The 18,746-nt window shown below is 72.2% G+C and carries 12 protein-coding genes, 1 tRNA gene and 1 other RNA gene; 8 read left to right on the top strand and 6 right to left on the bottom strand.

The genetic code is table 11. The features are described from left to right. Positions 1-73 precede the first annotated feature (73 nt). Positions 74-886, bottom strand: a complete 813-nt coding sequence (locus ACH4TV_RS14775) for a class I SAM-dependent methyltransferase (RefSeq protein WP_398397940.1) — start codon at positions 884-886, stop codon at positions 74-76. 266 nt (positions 887-1,152) lie between these two features. Between ACH4TV_RS14775 and ACH4TV_RS14770 the strand changes: the two genes are divergently transcribed. Further along, complete coding sequence (locus tag ACH4TV_RS14770) at positions 1,153-4,344, top strand: family 78 glycoside hydrolase catalytic domain (protein WP_398397938.1); 3,192 nt, start codon at positions 1,153-1,155, stop codon at positions 4,342-4,344. A 33-nt stretch (positions 4,345-4,377) separates the two neighbouring features. Here the strand turns inward: ACH4TV_RS14770 and ACH4TV_RS14765 are convergent, their stop codons facing one another. The 4 genes from ACH4TV_RS14765 to ACH4TV_RS14750 form a co-directional block, all read right to left on the bottom strand. After that, positions 4,378-5,031 carry a disulfide bond formation protein DsbA gene (locus ACH4TV_RS14765; protein ID WP_398397936.1) on the bottom strand — a complete coding sequence of 218 codons (654 nt, stop codon included), beginning with the start codon at positions 5,029-5,031 and terminating at the stop codon, positions 4,378-4,380. Positions 5,032-5,090: 59 nt separating this feature from the next. Further along, positions 5,091-6,134 (bottom strand): FG-GAP-like repeat-containing protein, encoded by a 1,044-nt coding sequence (locus tag ACH4TV_RS14760; RefSeq protein ID WP_398397934.1) that lies wholly within the window; start codon positions 6,132-6,134, stop codon positions 5,091-5,093. A 640-nt stretch (positions 6,135-6,774) separates the two neighbouring features. Further along, positions 6,775-7,434, bottom strand: coding sequence for a response regulator (locus tag ACH4TV_RS14755; protein ID WP_398397932.1), 660 nt, complete (start codon positions 7,432-7,434; stop codon positions 6,775-6,777). After that, entirely contained in the window at positions 7,431-8,561 is a 1,131-nt protein-coding gene (locus tag ACH4TV_RS14750; protein ID WP_398397930.1) for a sensor histidine kinase, read from the bottom strand. Before ACH4TV_RS14750 ends, ACH4TV_RS14755 begins: the two co-directional genes overlap by 4 nt. A 240-nt stretch (positions 8,562-8,801) precedes the next feature. Here ACH4TV_RS14750 and ACH4TV_RS14745 point away from each other — a divergent pair, with 240 nt between their 5' ends. Continuing rightward, positions 8,802-9,194, top strand: a complete 393-nt coding sequence (locus ACH4TV_RS14745) for a DUF6223 family protein (RefSeq protein WP_398397928.1) — start codon at positions 8,802-8,804, stop codon at positions 9,192-9,194. Between the two features lie 72 nt (positions 9,195-9,266). Here ACH4TV_RS14745 and ACH4TV_RS14740 read toward each other — a convergent pair. Next, a tRNA-Ser gene (locus tag ACH4TV_RS14740) sits at positions 9,267-9,354 on the bottom strand. A gap of 73 nt (positions 9,355-9,427) precedes the next feature. On the opposite strand from ACH4TV_RS14740, the gene ffs reads away from it, so the two are divergent. The 6 genes from ffs to ACH4TV_RS14710 all read left to right on the top strand — a co-directional run bounded on the left by ffs (position 9,428) and on the right by ACH4TV_RS14710 (position 18,743). Next, positions 9,428-9,524: signal recognition particle sRNA small type (gene ffs, locus ACH4TV_RS14735), an RNA gene on the top strand. A gap of 389 nt (positions 9,525-9,913) precedes the next feature. Then, a complete protein-coding gene (locus tag ACH4TV_RS14730) occupies positions 9,914-12,229 on the top strand; it encodes a DNA polymerase III subunit gamma and tau (RefSeq protein WP_398397926.1) in 2,316 nt (771 codons plus the stop codon). Between the two features lie 172 nt (positions 12,230-12,401). Then, complete coding sequence (purD, locus tag ACH4TV_RS14725; protein ID WP_398397924.1) at positions 12,402-13,655, top strand: phosphoribosylamine--glycine ligase; 1,254 nt, start codon at positions 12,402-12,404, stop codon at positions 13,653-13,655. A gap of 399 nt (positions 13,656-14,054) precedes the next feature. Beyond that, on the top strand, positions 14,055-15,863 hold the full coding sequence (locus tag ACH4TV_RS14720; protein WP_398398805.1) for a hypothetical protein: 1,809 nt from the start codon (positions 14,055-14,057) through the stop codon (positions 15,861-15,863). Between the two features lie 353 nt (positions 15,864-16,216). Then, positions 16,217-17,746 (top strand): N,N-dimethylformamidase beta subunit family domain-containing protein, encoded by a 1,530-nt coding sequence (locus ACH4TV_RS14715; RefSeq protein ID WP_398397922.1) that lies wholly within the window; start codon positions 16,217-16,219, stop codon positions 17,744-17,746. Between the two features lie 97 nt (positions 17,747-17,843). Beyond that, on the top strand, positions 17,844-18,743 hold the full coding sequence (locus ACH4TV_RS14710; protein WP_398397920.1) for a phosphoribosylaminoimidazolesuccinocarboxamide synthase: 900 nt from the start codon (positions 17,844-17,846) through the stop codon (positions 18,741-18,743). The last annotated feature ends 3 nt before the right edge of the window (positions 18,744-18,746 follow it).

Here is an 18,746-nt window from a genome sequence, read left to right as displayed (position 1 = left end):
GGGTGTCCCATGCCGAACCCATCGTCACCGGCCGGAGGTGCCCTGCGCTCTACGCGCGGCCATATTCGGCTGATTACGCCTCTGTTGTGCCTGGATGCCGATATTTACTGACCCGTATCTTCGACTGGCCGTGCGGCCGCTCCTCCCAGTCCTCCATGAAGCGCGCGTGCAGGCCGTGTTGGCGGGCCAGGGCGAGGAGGGTCCCGGTGCGGTAGTAGAAGTCCTCGCGCAGGACCTGGTGTTCGGTGCCCTCCGTGCGGTCGAAGGTGAAGTCGAAGAACCCGGTGTCGGTCAGCACGCGGCCGACATGGCTGAGGCACTCCTCGATGACCTCCAGCGGCGAGTGGGAGAAGACGCTGTGCGCGTGGACGACGTCGAAGTGGCCGCTGGGCAGGAAGTCCAGGGTGAGGTCGCCGGTGATGGTCAGGTGCGGCAGCTTGGCCTGGAGGCCGCGCTCGGTGAGGGTCCGCTTGGCGGCGACCAGGATGTCCGGCGAGATGTCGATGCCGTAGTAGTGGCAGGCGTCGAGGTGCTCGATGAAGCGCCAGCCGCCGCGCAGGTTGCCGCAGCCGACGTCGAGCATGCGGTGTTCGGGGCGCAGCCCGTGCTCCACGAGGTAGTCGAACTGCATCCGCCCGAGCGCCAGCCAGCGGTCGTGGTTCCGGCTGCCGACCGCCGCCTCCGGGTCGCGGCGGGTGTCCGAGGCCATGACGGCCCGGTAGTAGCCGACGTGGTCGGTGTGGATCAGGCGCAGCCAGGCGTCCCGGCCCGCCCGGCGGAGGTACGGGGTGACGCGGCCGGGGTGGCGCAGGGCGTAGCCGACCTTGTGGGTGAGGGCGGCGCGGTTGCTGCGCAGCTTCTTCGGTGACGTGGCATCGGCGGGCATCGTGACGCGACCTCCGTGCAGAGGATCTTCGTGCGGCGGATCTCCGTACAAGGGTCGGCCCTGGGTGCGGGGATGACAACCGCAGCCCGCCCGGGCCCCGGATCCCTGGCCCCGGGGCCCGAAGCCACGACCCCCGGACCGCAAGGGGCGGATTAAATCGTTTCAATGTCACTCCAGCCAATTCCGTCCCATCTGTTGACCGGCTTCTGTACCTGCCTCTAACCTCCGGGCACCCCGACTGAAACCTTTCACCCCCGAAGGTGCCCATGCCCAGACCCCTGTCGCGCCGCAGTCTCCTCCAGCTGGGGGGCGTCGTGACCGCCTCCGTCGTCCTCACCGGACCGCGCGCGGTCGCCGCCGTACCGGCCAAGGGGGCGCCTCCCGCGCCGACCGGGATGCTGACCGATCTGCTGCCGAAGGGGCTGGGCACCACCGCGGGGAAGCAGCCGCGGTTCAGCTGGCAGGTCCCCGACTTCGGGGCGGGCACCCTCCAGCGCGCCTACAAGCTCCAGCTCGCCGCGACGCCCACCGGGTTCGACGACGACCAACTCCTCTGGGACAGCGGCAAGGTGGACTCCGCCGCGTCCACCGCCGTGGTCTACGGCGGACCGGCGCTGAAGCCCCGTACCGCCTACTGGTGGCGGGTCAGCACCTGGCCGGACAAGGGCGGGCGGTCGTCCTGGTCCCAGCCGGTGCTGCTGGCGACCTCGGTGGAGGACGAGTGGGAGGCCGAGCCGATATGGGCGCCGGCCGGACCGACCATGACCGACGGCACCTTCGCCGCCCGGCTGAGGATCACCACGGTGGCCGCCGGCTTCTGGTTCCGGGCCACCAACACCGCCAACAACTACATGTGGCAGCTGCGCGCGGGCGCCGCTGCCGGAGTGCTGCGCAAGCACGTGTGCGTGAACGGGACGTACACCGTCCTCGGCGAGGTCACGCTGCCCTTCCCGGTCGTCACCGGCGAGTGGGTGGACTTCGCGGTCACCATGACCGGCTCCACGCTCACCACCACCGTCAACGGCACCGTCGTCGACACCACCACCCACACCCGCTACACCTCGGGCAACGTCGGCCTGCGCAACGGCTCCACCGAATCGCAGGCGTACGACAGTGTCCGCTTCACCGCCGCCGACGGCACCGTCCTGCTCCAGGACGACTTCGCCTCCGACAAGGGCACCTTCGCCGCCGGCACCGTGGCCAACGGCGTCCTCACCTTCCCGACCGGCGCCTCCTCGCTCTCCTCCTACGGCGCCGACGACACCTGGGCCCTGCTCCGCCACGAGTACGACCTGGCCGGCAAGGACATCGCCGCCGCCGTCCTCTATGTCGCGGCCACCTCCGCGACGCCCGCCCGCCAGTACGTCGCCAAGGTGTGGAGCAACGGCAGCCCGGTCGGCCACGCCTCGGTGCGCTCCGGCAGCGGAGTGGCGTACCAGGCCTTCGACATCACCGACACGCTGCGCTCCGGCGAGACCAACGCCCTGGCCGCGCTGTGCTGGACCACCTCGCAGCAGAAGTTCCTGGCCCAGCTGGAGGTCACGTACGCCGACGGCAGCCGGGCCACCATCGGCTCCGGCGGCGACTGGAAGGCGCGCCGCCAGGCCGGTCTGCTGCCGGCCAAGGGCAGCGCGGGCAGCAGCTACTTCACGGTTCCCCAGGAGTACTGGGACCTGCGCCAGGAGCCCGTCGGCTGGACCGGCCCCGGCTTCGACGACGCCGGCTGGTCGGCCCCCGTCGTCCGCGCCGCGATCGACGGCCTCGTCCCCGCCCCGATCGAGCCGGTACGGCTGCACGACGTCACCCCGGCCTCGGTGACCAAGGTGGCCGACGGCCGCTGGCTGGTGGACCTCGGCCGGGAGATCGTCGGCGGGCTGGCCCTGGAGGTCACCGGCAGTGCCGGCGACACCGTCGAGGTGCGGCTCGGCGAGGAGCTGAACAGCGACGGCACGGTCAAGTACGTACTCCGCGCCACCAACACCTACCGCGAGGTGTGGACCCTGCGCGACGGCGCCCAGCGCTTCGAGCACTGGGGCTACCGGGGATTCCGCTGGGCCGAGCTGCGCACCTCCCTCGACCTGTCCGGGGCGACCGTCAAGGGCCGCGCCTGGAAGCTGGACTGGGACGACTCCCAGACCGCCTTCAGCAGCTCCGACCCCGCCCTGGACCGGGTCTGGGAGCTGTGCCGCTACTCCATCGAGGCCACCCGCGGCGACCTCTACCAGGACACCCCGACCCGCGAACGCGGCCCCTACGAGGGCGACGCGCTCATCAACCAGCTCTCCGAGTACGGCGTCCAGCGCTCCTACGCGCTCGCCCGCTGGTCCAACGACTATCTGGTCCGCCTGGGCACCTGGCCCACCGAGTACCGCCTGATGTGCGCGATCTCCGCCTGGGAGGACTACCTCGCCACCGGCGACGACCGCCAGCTCGCCAAGGACTACGACCTCCTCTCCGCCAAGAACCTCACCGCCTACCTGGGCTCCGACGGCCTGGTCCACAAGGCCCCGGGCTCCTCCAGCCAGGACCTCGGCGACCTGGTCGACTGGCCGGTCGCCAGCCGCGACGGCTACGTCTTCACCAGCGTCAACACCGTCGTCAACGCCTTCCAGTACGCCGCTTTCGACGCCCTCGCCAAGTGCGCCACCGCCCTCGGGAAGACCGACGACGCCACGTCCCTCCACGCCCGCGCCGACACCCTGGCCGCCGCCATGCGGGCCACCCTGCTCGACAGCGCGGCGGGCCGGTTCCGCGACGGCGCCGGCACCACTCACAGCGCCCAGCACGCCACCGCGTTCCCGGTCGCGCTCGGGGTCGCCGACGCCCTGGACGACGCCGTACTGGCCGCACTGGGCGACACACTCGCCGCCGGCGGCATGAAGGTGAGCGTCTACGGGGCGCAGTTCCTGCTCGACGCGCTCTTCCGGCTCGGCCGGTCCGACGCGGCCCTCGCGCTGCTCACCTCGACGGCGACCAACTCCTGGCTGCACATGCTGGACGCCCTGAAGGCCACCATCGTCACCGAGGCCTGGGACCCGGCGCTGAAGCCCAACACGACCCTCTCCCACGCCTGGGCCTCCGCCCCGGCCAACGCCGTCGCCCGGCACGTGCTGGGCGTCCAGGTCACCGAGGCGGGCGCGGCCGGGTTCCGGATCCGCCCCAGGACCGGCGCCCTCACCGAGGTCGACGGCACGGTCCCGTCCCTGCGCGGCCCGGTCTCGGTCTCCGTCCGCCGCTCCGCCGACGCCCACTCCCTGAAGGTCACGGTGCCGCCCAACAGCAGCGCCGTCCTGGAAGTGGAGATCGGCGACGCCGACCCGGCCGCGTACCGGGTGATCGCGGCCACCCCGGGGTGCACCGGCCGGGTCCAGGTGACCTCGTTCACCGACCTGACCGGCACCGTGCTGAGGGTCGGTCCGGTCGGCGCCGGCACCGCGACGGTCGCCCTGAGGAAGTAGCCCGCCCCGCCGGAGGGCCCCACGCGCACGGCATCAGTCCGCCATGTCGAACCGGGGCTCTTCGGTGCGGGTGCGCTTGATCTCGTAGAAGCCCGGCACGGCGGCCAGCAGCAGAAACCCGTCCCACAACCGTCCGGCGGCCTCCCCGGTGGGAGCGGGTGAGACGACCGGGCCGAAGAAGCCGACCCGTTCGCCACGGGGCCCGGTGGCCGACACCACCGGGGTGCCGACGTCGTCCCCGGCCAGGGCGACGGCCTGCGCGTGCGAGGCCCGGACCGCCTCGTCGTACGCCGTGGACCAGGCGACCTCGGCGATCTGAGCCGGCAGCCCGGCATCGGTCAGGGCCCCCGCGAGGTTCCCCCAGTCGCCCCGGAGGTGGAAGCGGGTGCCCATCGCCGTGAAGAGGTCCCCGAGCGCCCGCTGACCGAACCGCTCCTCCACGGCGGCACACACCCGTACCGGAGCCCACATGTAGTCGGCCCACTCGCCCCAGTCGCCCTCGGGGTTGTCGTCCCGGTGCTCGTTGAGCACCGACAGACTCATCACCCGCCAACGGACGTCCACCGGCCGCACCTTGGTGACCTCGACCATCCACCGCGAGGTGATCCACGTGTACGGACAGACGGGGTCGAACCAGAAGTCGACGGTCCGTTGTCCGGTCCGTTGCTCGGTCCGTTGCTCGGGCATCTGATCGACTCCTCGTCCCGGCCGGTACAAAGGGTCAGTGCAGGGTTCAGTACAGGGGGTCAGTACAGGGCCTTGTACCCCTGCCAGCCGGTGGTCATCGCGGTGCGGGGGCCGAGGGAACCCCTGCCGTCGCCGTTGTTGCGCCACAGCTTGCCGGCGGTGTCACGGGAGACGATGTCCGCCTTCCCGTCCGCCGTGATGTCCCCGACGCCCACCACCACGTTGTACGAGGCGCCCCAGTTGTCGGCCACCTTGACCCGCGCCCTGAAGCCGCCGGTCGCCGTGCCCGCGTGCCGCCACAGCTCGTTCGACGTGTCCTGCGCCAGCAGGTCCCCGTACCCGTCACCGTTGAGGTCGCCGACGCCGACGATCTTCTTGTAGCCGGCCCACTTGGCGATCTTCACCCGTGCCGAGAGGGTTCCGCTGCTCGTGGCCTTGTACAGGTAGACGTCACCGGTGGACGTCTGGCGGGCGATCAGATCCGCCCGGCCGTCACCGGTGACATCGCCCGGTGAGGTCAGCACGTTGTACTGGTTCCAGCCCGTTCCCAGCGCGGTGTACGGCGTGGACGTCGTCAGCGCCTTGCCGCACCCCGGCCGGTACGCCCGCAGCGCCCCGCTGCCGAACCGCACGAGCACGTCGTTGCAGCGGTCGCCGCTCAGGTCTCCGAAGGGCACCGCGGTGATGGAGGACGGCCAGCCCGTGGCCGTCGTCCTCGTCGGGAACTTCCCGCCCCCGTCGCCCTGGTGGAAGGCGAGCGCGCCCGAGGGAGTGAGCGTGAGCAGGTCACCGATGCCGTCGGACCCGACATGGTCGCGTCGTACGGCGGCACCACCGGTCAGCCTCAGCGAGCCGACCGCGGTCACCGCCGCGCCCTGCCCGGCGACCGGTGTCACCGTCAGCGTCCAGGTGTAGGTGCCGTTCGCCACGTACGCACCTGTCGACGTCCTGCCGTTCCAGGACGCCTGGACCGCGTCGGACGCGGCACCGCCGGACAGGGTGCGCACGGTGGCGCCGGTCGCCTTGTTCCTGAGCGCCAGCGTCCACGACGCGGCCGGCTTCGACAGCCACCACGTGCCGCCCCACGTGGACGACGAGCTCACGGTATTGACCGAGGGCTGCGTCTTCACTCCGACGACCGCGATGTCCGTGGCGGGCGTGCCGCTCCCCACCCGTGGATGTGCTGGTCAGGACGGTACGCCCGTACGTCTGCAGATAACTCTGGCCGGCCGGAACCGCCACGGTCTCCGTCGTCCCGGTTCCCATGTCACGGAGCAGGACCTGCCGACCGCCGCCGTCCTGGACGGGCCCGCCAAGGGCGACGATGTCCGACCCGGTGCCGTAGACCCCCTGAGTACGAGGCTCGAGCCGCTCGCCGCCTTCCACGGGCTTCCGGCTGCCGTCGTAGGAGGTCCACCAGAGGCCGTAACCCGCCGTGGTGGAACGGTACTCAAGGAAGCCGGAGGCCCCGGCACTCTGCAGAGACGCCGTGCGCGCAGTCGTACGCATGGTGGCCGGAACGACGATCTCTGCCGCGACCTCCGCGTGAGCGGGCGCTGCCAGCGGCAGGGCGGACACAGAGAGCGCCAAACCGGTGATGGCGGCAAGCGAGCCACGCAGGAACACAGGATGAGTCACTTGGTTTCCCTCCCCCCACGGAGGGCCCCATCTCCCCGAACAAGCTGGCGAATGCTAGCAGTTGCGTGCTGCGGACGAGCTTGCTGGGCCAGGCGATGCACCCGGTCAGCGGCTGTTCGGGACGACCAGGCCGGACTCGTAGGCGAGGACCACGAGTTGGGCCCGGTCGCGGACGTGGAGTTTGGTCATCGCCCGGTTGATGTGGGTCTTCGCGGTCATGGGGCTGATCACCATGCGGGCGGCGACCTGGTCGTTGGACAGGCCCTGGGCGACCAGGACGACCGCTTCGCGTTCCCGGCCGGTCAGCTCCTCCAGTGCGGCGCCGGAGGTGGGGAGGGGCTGGGTGACGTACCGGTGGATGAGCTTGCGGGTGATCGACGGGGCGAGCAGGGCGTCCCCGCGGGCGGCGACCCGCACGGCGTGCAGGAAGTCCTCCGGCACGATGTCCTTGACCAGGAACCCGGCGGCGCCGGCGCGCAGCGCTTCGAAGACGTACTCGTCCATGCCGTAGTTGGTCAGCATGACGACGTGTACGCCGGCCAGGGCCGGGTCGGCGGCGATGCGCCGGGTCGCCTCGATGCCGTCCATGACCGGCATCTGGATGTCGATGAGCGCGACGTCGGGCAGATGCTCCTTGACGAGCGCCAACCCCTGTTCGCCGTCGGCGGCTTCGGCCACCACCTCGATGTCGTCCTCGAGGTCGAGCAGCGCGTGGAAGCCGCTGCGGATGAGCGGTTGGTCGTCGACCAGCAGGACACGGATCATGATGCTCGTTCCACCGGGAGTTCTGCCTGGACGGTGAAGCCGTGCTCGTTACGCGGTTCGGCGCGCAGCCGACCGCCGAGGGCGGTGACACGTTCGCGCATGCCGAGCAGCCCGAGGCCGGGGGCCGGGGCGTCAACGGGGACGGCCTTGCCGTCGTCGTCCACCTGGACAGCGAGGGCGTCGGGCCGGTACTCGATCCGGACCGTCGCGGTGGTGGCACAGGCGTGCCGGGCGGTGTTGGTCAGCGCCTCCTGGACGATGCGGTAGGCGGTCCGGCCCACCGCGGCCGGCACGTCGTGCCGCTGCCCTTCGATCGTCAACGTCGCGTCCAGGCCCATCGACCGGGCACGCTCCACCAGTTCCGGCACGTGTGCGAGGCCGTGCGGCGGGGTCGTGTCGTCGTCGCGCAGGGCCTCCAGCGTCGCGCGCAGCTCCCGGGTCGCCTCCCGCCCGGCCGCCTGGATCGCCAGCAGCGTCTCGGGCACCTGCTCGCCGCGCCTGCGGGCCACATGCACGGCGACCTCGGACTGCACCTTGATGATCGAGATCTGGTGGGTGAGCGAATCGTGCAACTCCCGCGCGATGTGCAGCCGCTCCTCGTCCGCGCGGCGCCGCGCGGTCTCCTCCCGGGTGCGCTCGGCCTCGTCCGCCCGCCGCTCGGCCTGCCGCAGCGCCTCACCGGCGGCAAAGGCGGCGATCAGCCAGGCGATTTCGAGTACGTTCCTGGCCTGCGCGAACGCCTCACGCGCCGACCCGTCGCGGAAGGCCAGGGCCGTGAGCGGAAGGACGACGAGCAGGCTCACGGACACCGCCACCGTCGGGGCACGGTGCCCGGCCCGTACCGCGCCGTACACCGCGACCAGATACGAGACAGCGAGCACCTCGAAACCGGCCGCCTCGTACCCCACCGCACACAGCCCGGTCACGGCCAGGACGGCAACCGGAGCCCGGCGCCGCGCGACCAGCGCCAGACCGCCGGCCGCCAATAGCACGGAGCCGAGCAGCCCTGCCTCCCCGGCCGAGCGCTGCCCGGACAGCCCGGTACCCAACAGCAGTGCCGCCACGCTGAGGGCGATAGCCCAGTCCATGACACCGGCCGGGACACGAAAACGCGCCCCTGTGTCCATGGGCGCACCCTAGCCGGAGGCCGGCGGCGGGCGAGTCGCGCTCGCGGACGAGCGGCCGGCTACCGCACCCGCGGTACGTGAGCGGCGTCTGCCGCATCCGCGGTAGCGGGCTGCGGCACGGGCGGCAGCCCGAAGTGACCGCGTCCGCCGGACGACCAGCAGGGCGGTCGGCAGGCACGCTCAAGGCACGGCGAAACCCGGAATTCGTCCCGCACGAAGGACACGAAGGAGGAGAGTGGCATGAGCGCAGTGGATGCCCTGATGGTGGCCGCCGAGGGCGGAGCCATCGGCGACGGCCGGACCGGGGCCAACCTGGCCCTCGGCGTGGGCCTGATCGGCGTGGCCCTCGCCTGGCTGACCCTGACCCGCCTCACCAACCGCCCCGACCCCGCCAAAGCACGCACCGGCGCCCTGTCGGCCATGGCCGCGGGCCTGATCGCCGCGGCCCTCGCCACCCTGCATCTGGCCACCTCCAACGGCGGCCCCGGCACCGGCAACGGGACCATGGGAGCCGTCGTGGCCCTCCCCCTGGCCCTGACCGCCCTGACCCTCGGCCGCCGCGCCCTCTCCCACACCCGACGCCCCACCCGACCCGCCGACCACCTCGAACCCGAACGCGAGGCCTCCGCCTGACCCTGGACCACACACGACGAAGGGCCCCACCGCGAACGGTGGGGCCCTTCGACATCGTGCCCGGTGAGGCACTGGCGGAGGATACGAGATTCGAACTCGTGAGGGGTTGCCCCCAACACGCTTTCCAAGCGTGCGCCCTAGGCCACTAGGCGAATCCTCCGCGCCGAACATTACAGGACGTTGGACGGTGCTTGCGAACTCGTTCGGGCCCCCTGCGATCAGGTACGCTGGGCCTCAGCCCCTCACGCGGCGCTATCTGACTGAACTCCCCCAGGGCCGGAAGGCAGCAAGGGTAGGTTGGCTCTGGCGGGTGCGTGGGGGGTCTTTGTGTTTCCAGGGTCGTCTGGCCTCTTCCCCGGTCGCCGGAGTGAGCGCGAAGGTCGCAACGCCCCCGAGGGCCCCAGTTCCAGTTGGTGCTCAGGGCACCCGCGTGGAGGGGGTCGCGGTGCCGCAGGGCCAGGGCCGCGACCAGGACCACCCCGTACGTCCAGAGGGCCGGGCCCAGTGCTGTCAGGGTGCCGGCGGCGGGCGTGCCGGGGAGGGCGAGTGAGGCGGCCACCGTGTGCCGTATCGCGAAGAGGGGCTCCCTGTGAAATGCACCAAGGGGAACGTTTGGTGATTCTTCGCCCGTCCGGAGACGCCGTGCGCGCGGGGTCGGCCGCAGGGGTGGGACCGGCGAGCGGGGCCGACTGTCAGTGGGGCCCGATATCGTCGTATGCGTGTCGTCCCTTGCGCTGTACCGCCGCTATCGCCCGGAGTCGTTCGCCGAGGTCATCGGGCAGGAGCATGTAACCGACCCGCTGCAGCAGGCGCTGCGGAACAACCGGGTCAATCACGCGTACCTGTTCAGCGGGCCGCGCGGCTGTGGCAAGACGACCAGCGCGCGTATCCTGGCGCGCTGTCTGAACTGCGAGAAGGGACCGACGCCGACACCCTGCGGCGAGTGCCAGTCCTGCCAGGACCTGGCGCGCAACGGGCGGGGATCGATCGATGTCATCGAGATCGACGCGGCGTCGCACGGCGGTGTGGACGACGCCCGTGACCTGCGAGAGAAGGCCTTCTTCGGGCCGGCCGGCAGTCGCTACAAGATCTACATCATCGACGAGGCCCACATGGTCACGTCGGCCGGTTTCAACGCGCTCCTCAAGGTCGTCGAGGAGCCCCCGGAGCACCTCAAGTTCATCTTCGCGACCACCGAGCCCGAGAAGGTCATCGGGACGATCCGCTCGCGTACCCACCACTACCCCTTCCGCCTCGTCCCGCCGGGCACGCTCCGCGAGTACCTCGCGGAGGTCTGCGGGCAGGAGAACATCCCGGTTGCCGACGGCGTGCTCCCGCTGGTCGTCCGCTCCGGAGCCGGGTCGGTACGAGACTCGATGTCCGTCATGGACCAGCTGCTGGCCGGCGCCGGTGCCGACGGTGTGACGTACGCCATGGCCACCTCCCTGCTGGGCTACACGGAGGCCTCGCTGCTGGACTCCGTGATCGAGGCGTTCGCCTCCGGGGACGGGGCGGCGGCCTTCGAGGTCGTGGACCGCGTCATCGAGGGCGGCAACGACCCGCGCCGCTTCGTCGCCGACCTGCTCGAACGGCTGCGCGACCTGGTGATCCTGGCCGCCGTGCCGGACGCGGCGGAGAAGGGGCTCATCGACGCCCCTGTGGACGTCGTCGAGCGGATGCAGGCACAGGCCGGCGTCTTCGGCGCCGCCGAACTCAGCCGCGCCGCCGACCTCGTCAACGAGGGGCTCACGGAGATGCGGGGCGCGACCTCGCCCCGACTCCAGCTGGAACTGATCTGCGCGCGCGTGATGCTGCCCGGCGCTTACGGCGACGAGCGGTCGGTCATGGCCAGGCTCGACCGACTGGAGCGCGGGGTCAACTTCTCCGGCGGCCCCGCGGCGGGCATGGGCGGCGCCGGCCTCGCCATGGGGTACGTCCCCGGCCCCGGCGTGCACGGCGGGCCGGCCGTGCACGAGGGCGCGGCACCCGGCGGTGCCCCGGCGGGGGCGCCCACGACCCCGCACCCTCAGCCGCAGGTTCAGCCCCAGCAACAAGTCCACCCTCAGCCGCAGGCCCAGCCCCAGCACCGGCCCGAGGTCCAGCACCAGCCCCAGGTCCAGCAACAGGCTCCGGCTCCGCCACCCCCGGCTCAGGCCGCCCCCTCTCCCGCCGCTCCACCTCCGGCTGCCGCTGCCCCCGGCGCCTGGCCCACCGCGACGACCGCAGGCAGCGGCCGGCGCCCCGGTGGCTGGCCCACGGCGACCCCCGCGGGCGGTGGACAGCCCCCGGCGCCCGCTCCGGGCCCGGCGGCCCCAGCCCCGGCAGCGGCCTACGCGCAGCCCCAGGCCCATGCCCAGACCCCGGCTCAGGTCCCCGCCGCCCCGGCCGCCGCCCCCGTGCCCGGCGGGCTCGACCCCCGCATGCTCTGGCCGAACATCCTGGAGTCGGTCAAGAACCGCCGTCGCTTCACCTGGATCCTCCTCGACCAGAACGCCCAGGTCACCGGCTTCGACGGCACCACGCTCCAGTTGGGCTTCGTGAACGCCGGGGCGCGGGACAACTTCTCCAGCAGCGGCAGCGAAGAGGTACTGAAGGCGGCGCTGGCGGAACAGTTCAACGTCAACTGGAAGATCGAGGCGATCGTCGCCGCGACGGGCGCCGGCCAGGGCGCCCCGGGCAACACGGCCCCCGGCGGCTACGGCGGAGGCGGCGCCCCCGGTGGTTACGGCGGGGGCGGCGGGGGCGGTTACGGCGGCGCCGGTACGACACCCGCAGGCACTGCAGGCCCCGCATCCCACCAGCCCGCGCCCCCGGCACCCGCGCCCACACAGGCGTCCGGCGCCCCCCGCCCCCAGGCCTCCGCACCGGCACCGCAGCGCCCGCAGCACTCGGCCCCGGAACCCGCGCCCATCGCCCCCGAGGACGACACCCCCGAGGACGACGACCCCGACCTCGACGAGTCCGCCCTCTCCGGCCACGAACTGATCGTGCGTGAGCTGGGGGCGACGGTGCTGGAGGAGTTCTCGAACGAGTAGGCGTCCCCAGCCCGCAGCCCGCAGCCCGCAGCCCGCAGCCCGCAGCCCTCGGTCCCCGATGCCCAGCCCCCGGTCTCCGATGCCCGGGACCGAGCCCCCGGAGACGACGCCCGCACCAACCCCAGCCAGGCATCCCACCCCCACCCCGACCACGCCCACTAAGCTGACCCCCGTGAAGGTCCTCCTCATCGGTAACGGCGCCCGCGAACACGCCCTGTGCCGCTCCCTGTCCCTCGACCCCGACGTCACCGCGCTGTACTGCGCCCCCGGCAACGCCGGTATCGCCGAGGTCGCCGAGCTGCACCACGTCGACCCCCTCGACGGCGGGGCCGTATCGGCGCTGGCCGTGGAGCTGGGCGCCGACCTGGTCGTCGTAGGGCCGGAGGCGCCGCTCGTCGCCGGGGTCGCCGACGCCGTGCGTGCGGTCGGCATCCCGGTCTTCGGCCCCTCCGGGGAAGCCGCGCAGCTGGAGGGCTCCAAGGCCTTCGCGAAGGACGTCATGGCGGGAGCCGGCGTCCCCACGGCCCGCTCATACGTCTGTACGACGCCGGCGGAGGTCGACGAAGCCCTCGACGCCTTCGGTGCCCCGTACGTCGTGAAGGACGACGGACTCGCGGCCGGCAAGGGCGTAGTGGTCACCGACGACCTCGCGATCGCCGCCGCGCACGCGAACTCCTGCGACCGAGTCGTCATCGAGGAGTTCCTCGACGGCCCCGAGGTCTCCCTCTTCGCGATCACCGACGGTGTGACCGTCCTCCCGCTCCAGCCCGCTCAGGACTTCAAGCGCGCGCTGGACGACGACGAGGGCCCGAACACGGGCGGCATGGGCGCATACTCACCGCTTCCCTGGGCCGACCCGAAGCTGGTCGAGGAGGTCCTCCAGACGGTCCTCCAGCCGACGGTCGACGAACTGCGCCGCCGCGGCACCCCCTTCTCCGGCCTCCTCTACGCGGGCCTCGCGATCACCTCGCGCGGCGTCCGCGTGATCGAGTTCAACGCCCGCTTCGGCGACCCGGAGACCCAGGTGGTCCTGGCCCGCCTGAAGACCCCGCTGGCCGGCATCCTGCTCGCCGCGGCCAACGGCACCCTCGCCGATCTCGAACCCCTCCGCTGGAGCGACGACGCGGCGGTCACCGTGGTCATCGCCTCGCACAACTACCCCGGCACCCCGCGCACCGGCGACCCGATCACGGGCCTCGCCGACGTGGCCGTGCAGGACGCCCCGCACGCGTACGTCCTGCACGCCGGGACGAAGCACGACGGCGACGCGGTCGTGAGCGCGGGCGGTCGGGTCCTCTCCGTGACGGCGACCGGCAAGAACCTGACCCAGGCCCGCGACCGCGCGTACACCGCCCTCGGCCGTATCCACCTGGACGGTTCCCAGCACCGCACGGACATCGCGGCGAAGGCGGCGGCGGGGGAGTAACGCGCGGCGCCCCCTCCACCAACCGAAGCCGACACACGCACACCTCACGCACACCTCGATGAACCTCTCGGGCCCCGAATCCGTCTAAGGATGCGGGGCCCGAGAGCCGTTCCGACGTCTTTCACATGCCGCTCACGTGCTGCTCGCACGCCGCTCAGCTGCGGATTCGCCGTAGCCGTGCGTCATCCACCTCTCCCCAGAGCCATTCCATCGAGTGACCGATCCCCCATCCGGCTGACGAGAACCGGGCCCCCAACTATGGTGCGGCGCAAGCGTTCCGGCACTTGGCCCACCGGCATTGCGATGTCAGTGGTGGGTGCCACAGTGGGGGAATGAGCAACGTCAGGCTGTGTGGGACAGGTCGGAACAGGTAGGGGGTGACATCCGGTCGTGACCGCTATGGGTGTGGAGGCGGGCGCGCAGGTCGCGCGTTCCCGGGCCCTCGCCGTGCTGCGCATCCGCAGCCGGGCGCTGGCCGTCGCCCTGCTGCCCGCGGCCGTCGCCGTCGTGCTGCTCGCCGGCGGCTCCACCGCCCACTTCGTGGGCGGCGGCTGGGACCTCGCCCGCTGGATCACGAGCGCCGCCGCACTCCTCGTACTCCTCGCCGCCGGAGTGGTCGCGCTCGTCGTGGCCCGGGCCCGCCCCGCCATGAGCCCCACGGTCCCGATCGCCGAGGAGTCGGCCCCGGACCTCTACCACCTGGTGCGCGACCTGGCCGACCGGCTGGGCGTCCCCGCACCCTCCGCGATAGCGCTCACCCCGGACTGCGACAGCTGGCTGGAGGACCGTACCCACCGCGCCCACGCGCTGCCCCCGGCGGAGGGCCGCGACGAGATATCGGGCGTACGAGGCCTGTCGACCGCCCTCCAAGGACAGCACCGCCGTGCGACGGCGACGGCATCGCCCGTCCTCGTCATCGGCTCGCCGTTCCTGTGGTGGATGCGCGTCGCCGAACTGCGCGCGGTCCTCGCCCCGGTCGTCGCGGGTACGGGACCTTCCGCGCACCCGGACATCGCGGCGGCGAGGCGCTTCGTACGGGGCCTGGACGCGGCGGTGGCCGTGGCTGCGGCGCCCCGGCGCGGCCCCGTCCCCCGCGCGGCGCTCGCCGGCGTCGGCTGGGCGTCGAGGCTGCTGCTGCGCAGCTGCCGGGTGCACGCGGCCGAGATGGAGCGCGGGGTGGCGACGGCGGCCGCCGAGCGCGCACAGGCGGTGGACTACGGCCTGCGGATCGTCGCGCAGGAACAGGTCGGCCTGGCGTACGCGGGCTGGGACCGGCTGCTGACCCGGGTCGCGCTCCCCGCCTGGCGGATGGGCCGCTGGCCGGCCCGGCTGGACGCGGGCGTCGTCGCCGCGCTCACGGAACTGTCCCGCCGTGACCGGCTGGCCGAGGGCTTCACCTCCCGCCTGGGCGAGCGCCCGGCCTGCGACCTGCTCGAAGAGCCCGGCGCGGTCGACGAGGCCGCCTCCCTGCTCGCCGCCCGGCTCTTCCACGGGGGCCCGGCGGAGCCCGGCCCGGACTGGGCGCCGGTGGACTGGCAGGAGTACCCGGAGGAGGTGGTCGACCGCAAATGGCGTACGGACGCGGCACGGCTCCACCGGGTCCTGGACGCCCTGGGAGTCCACCGCACCACGACCCCCACACGCCAGAACCCCGACGGCCCGACCCTGTCCCGGGTGATAACCCACCTGACGACGGCCCAACCCCCGGCGACTGAGCCAGCGGCAGAGGCGGAGCCAGAGACAGAGCCGGACGACGAGGACGAGTACCGGGACGACGAGCGCGTGGGAAGCGAGCGCAGCGAGTCCCTCGCCGCCGGACTCAGCGCGGAGGTGGCCCGCGAGGAAGCGGCGGCGCCGACTGCGGCACGACCGGCACCGGCAGCAGGTCTGACAGGCGGCCAGGGCCCGGACACCGCGCTCTGGGACGACGGCACACTGCCGCTCTTCCCTCTCCAGCCCCCGCGCACGGGCCGCGAACTGCTCGCCGACCACGTCACCGCGATGGTGTGCTGCGCGGCCATGGACACCGCGGGCGCGACACCGGGCCTGGACTGGCTCGACGGCCCCTCCCTCCTCCTGAACGGCGAACGGGCCGCCGACCTGGGCCCCAGGGTCCTGACCCTGATAGAAACCGGCGACCCGACCCCCCTCCAGGCCTGGCTCCACACGACAGGGGTACGCCCGGAGAAACCGGTACGCCTGGTGTGAGGACTCTCCGGCCAAGGCGGTACCTCTCCAGCGCCGGCCGGCACCCCCAGCCCGTCCGGCGATTGAGGACAAGGCCCGTTCAGGGCCGTAGCGGGGGTCTGGGGGCGCAGCCCCCAGGAAGGGGATGGGACGGGTAGGGGCGGCGGGGGCGAGAAAACCGGCCGGAACCCTCCCTTCCGTTTCTGGCTAATTAGCGACGAACGGTGACGGAGTGCGTGCGTAATGTGATGTGCTGGGACCGATCGCGCACGTGGCAATCGCTCGGGACATAGGACAGCAAGCAAGCAAGCACAGCGCCCGGGCGCAAGACAGCCGGCACAGAGCTGACGGGGGAGCCAGGGAGGGAAACAGTCATGGGGTCGCAGTCGATCCGCCGCTGGGAGTCGGGAGCACTCGCGCACGCCGTCACGGACCCCTTCGGGCTGGGCCCCGTCCCCTGGCTCCGAGGCAGCGAGACCTACTTCGACGACACGGGCCACGTCGTCCCCTGGTACGTCGACCCCTTAGACCCCACCCCCGACCCCGCCTCATCGCCCCCCGCCGCACACCCGGCAGGCAGAATCCCCTCGCCCCGCACCGCACCCCGTGCCCTCGGAGGCCCGCGCGCGGCCGACGACGTGCACCGTCAGATCAAGGGGTTCACCTCCACCGGCCCCGCCGCCCCCGGCGAGTCCATCGACTTCCACATCACCGTCGACCCGCCGCAAGAGTTCGCCGTGGACATCTACCGCATCGGCCACTACGGCGGCGACGGCGCGACCAAGATCACCACCAGCCCCCGCCTCTCCGGCATCGTCCAGCCCCCGCCCCTCACCGCGGACCGCACCGTCTCCTGCCACCACTGGTGGCTCTCCTGGCGCCTCCAGATCCCGTCGTACTGGAACATCGGGGCGTACGTCGCCGTACTCACCACCCTCGACGGCTACCGCTCCCACATCCCCTTCACGGTCCGCGACAACCACCCGGCGGACCTGCTGCTCCTCCTGCCGGACATCACCTGGCAGGCGTACAACCTCTACCCTGAGGACGGCCGCACGGGTGCGAGTCTCTACCATGCCTGGGACGAGGGCGGCCGGCTCCTCGGGGAGTCCGAGGCCGCGACCACCGTCTCCTTCGACCGGCCGTACGCCGGCGCCGGCCTCCCCCTCCATGTGGGCCACGCCTACGACTTCATCCGCTTCGCCGAGCGCTACGGCTACGACGTCGCCTACGCCGACGCCCGCGACCTGCACGCCGGCCGTATCGACCCCAGCCGCTACCGGGGCCTGGTCTTCCCGGGCCACGACGAGTACTGGTCCACGGCGATGCGCCGCACCACCGAACTCGCCCGCGAGACCGGCACGTCCCTCGTCTTCCTCTCCGCCAACACCATGTACTGGCAGGTCGAGCTGGGCCCGTCCCCGTCCGGCGTCCCGGACCGCCTCCTCACCTGCCGCAAACGCCGGGGCCCCGGAAAACCCGCGCTCTGGCGGGAGATCGACCGCCCCGAACAGCAGTTGATCGGCATCCAGTACGCGGGCCGGGTCCCCGACCCCACTCCCATGATCGTCCGCAACGCCGACCACTGGATGTGGGAGGCGACCGGCGCGCACGAGGGCGACGAGATCGAGGGCATGGTGGCCGGCGAGGCCGACCGGTACTTCCCGCGCACCCAGCTCCCCGAGCACGACGACCGCATCCTCCTCGCGCACTCCCCGTACGCCGACGCCGAAGGCACCCTCCGCCACCAGGAGACCTCCCTCTACCGTGCCCCCTCCGGCTCCCTGGTCTTCGCATCCGGAACGTTCGCCTGGTCCCCCTCCCTGGACCGCCCGGGCCACGTGGACGCCCGTGTCCAGCGGGCCACCGCGAACCTCCTGGACCGCATCTGCAAACGAGACTGACCGCCGGCCCGAAGCCCCCCGCGACGACCCCAGGCCGGAACCAGTACCCGGCATACGGGAGAATCGAGCCACTTGGTCATCACCACGGGGAGGAACCGTGTCCGGATTCGTAGAAAAGCCCGAGCCCCTTCAGGTTCCGGGCCTGGTGCATCTGCACACCGGCAAGGTGCGCGACCTGTACCAGAACGAGGCGGGCGACCTCGTGATGGTCGCCAGCGACCGCATCTCCGCCTTCGACTGGGTGCTGCGGACGGAGATCCCCGACAAGGGCCGCGTCCTCACCCAGCTCTCGCTCTGGTGGTTCGACCAGCTCGCCGACCTGGCCCCCAACCACGTCCTGAGCACCGAACTCCCGCCGGGCGCCCCCGCCGACTGGGCGGGCCGCACCCTCATCTGCAAGTCCCTGCGCATGATGCCGGTGGAGTGCGTGGCCCGCGGCTACCTCACCGGCTCCGGACTCACCGAGTACAACGAGTCCCGTACGGTCTGCGGCCTGGCCCTCCCCGAGGGCCTCACCGACGGCTCCGAGCTCCCCGGCCCGATCTTCACCCCGGCCACCAAGGCCGCGGTCGGCGAGCACGACGAGAACGTGTCGTACGAGGAGGTCGCCCGCCAGGTCGGCGCCGAGTCCGCCGCCCAGCTCCGCCAGGCGACCCTCGCCGTCTACTCCCGCGCCCGCGACATCGCCCGCGACCGGGGCATCATCCTGGCGGACACGAAGTTCGAGTTCGGCTACGAGGACGACAGGCTGATCCTGGCCGACGAGGTCCTCACCCCGGACTCGTCCCGCTTCTGGCCGGCCGACCAGTGGGAGCCGGGCCACGCGCAGCCGTCGTTCGACAAGCAGTTCGTACGCGACTGGCTCACGTCCCCGGAATCCGGCTGGGTACGGGCTGAGGAGCAGCCCCCGCCGCCGCTTCCGCAGCACGTCACCGACGCGACGCGCGCCAAGTACATCGAGGCGTACGAACGCCTGACAGGAATCACCTGGTCATAGCCG

The sequence above is a fragment of the Streptomyces sp. NPDC020898 genome (assembly GCF_044333925.1).
Classification (GTDB): Bacteria; Actinomycetota; Actinomycetes; order Streptomycetales; family Streptomycetaceae; genus Streptomyces.
This window is presented reverse-complemented; position numbering and strand designations above follow the sequence as displayed.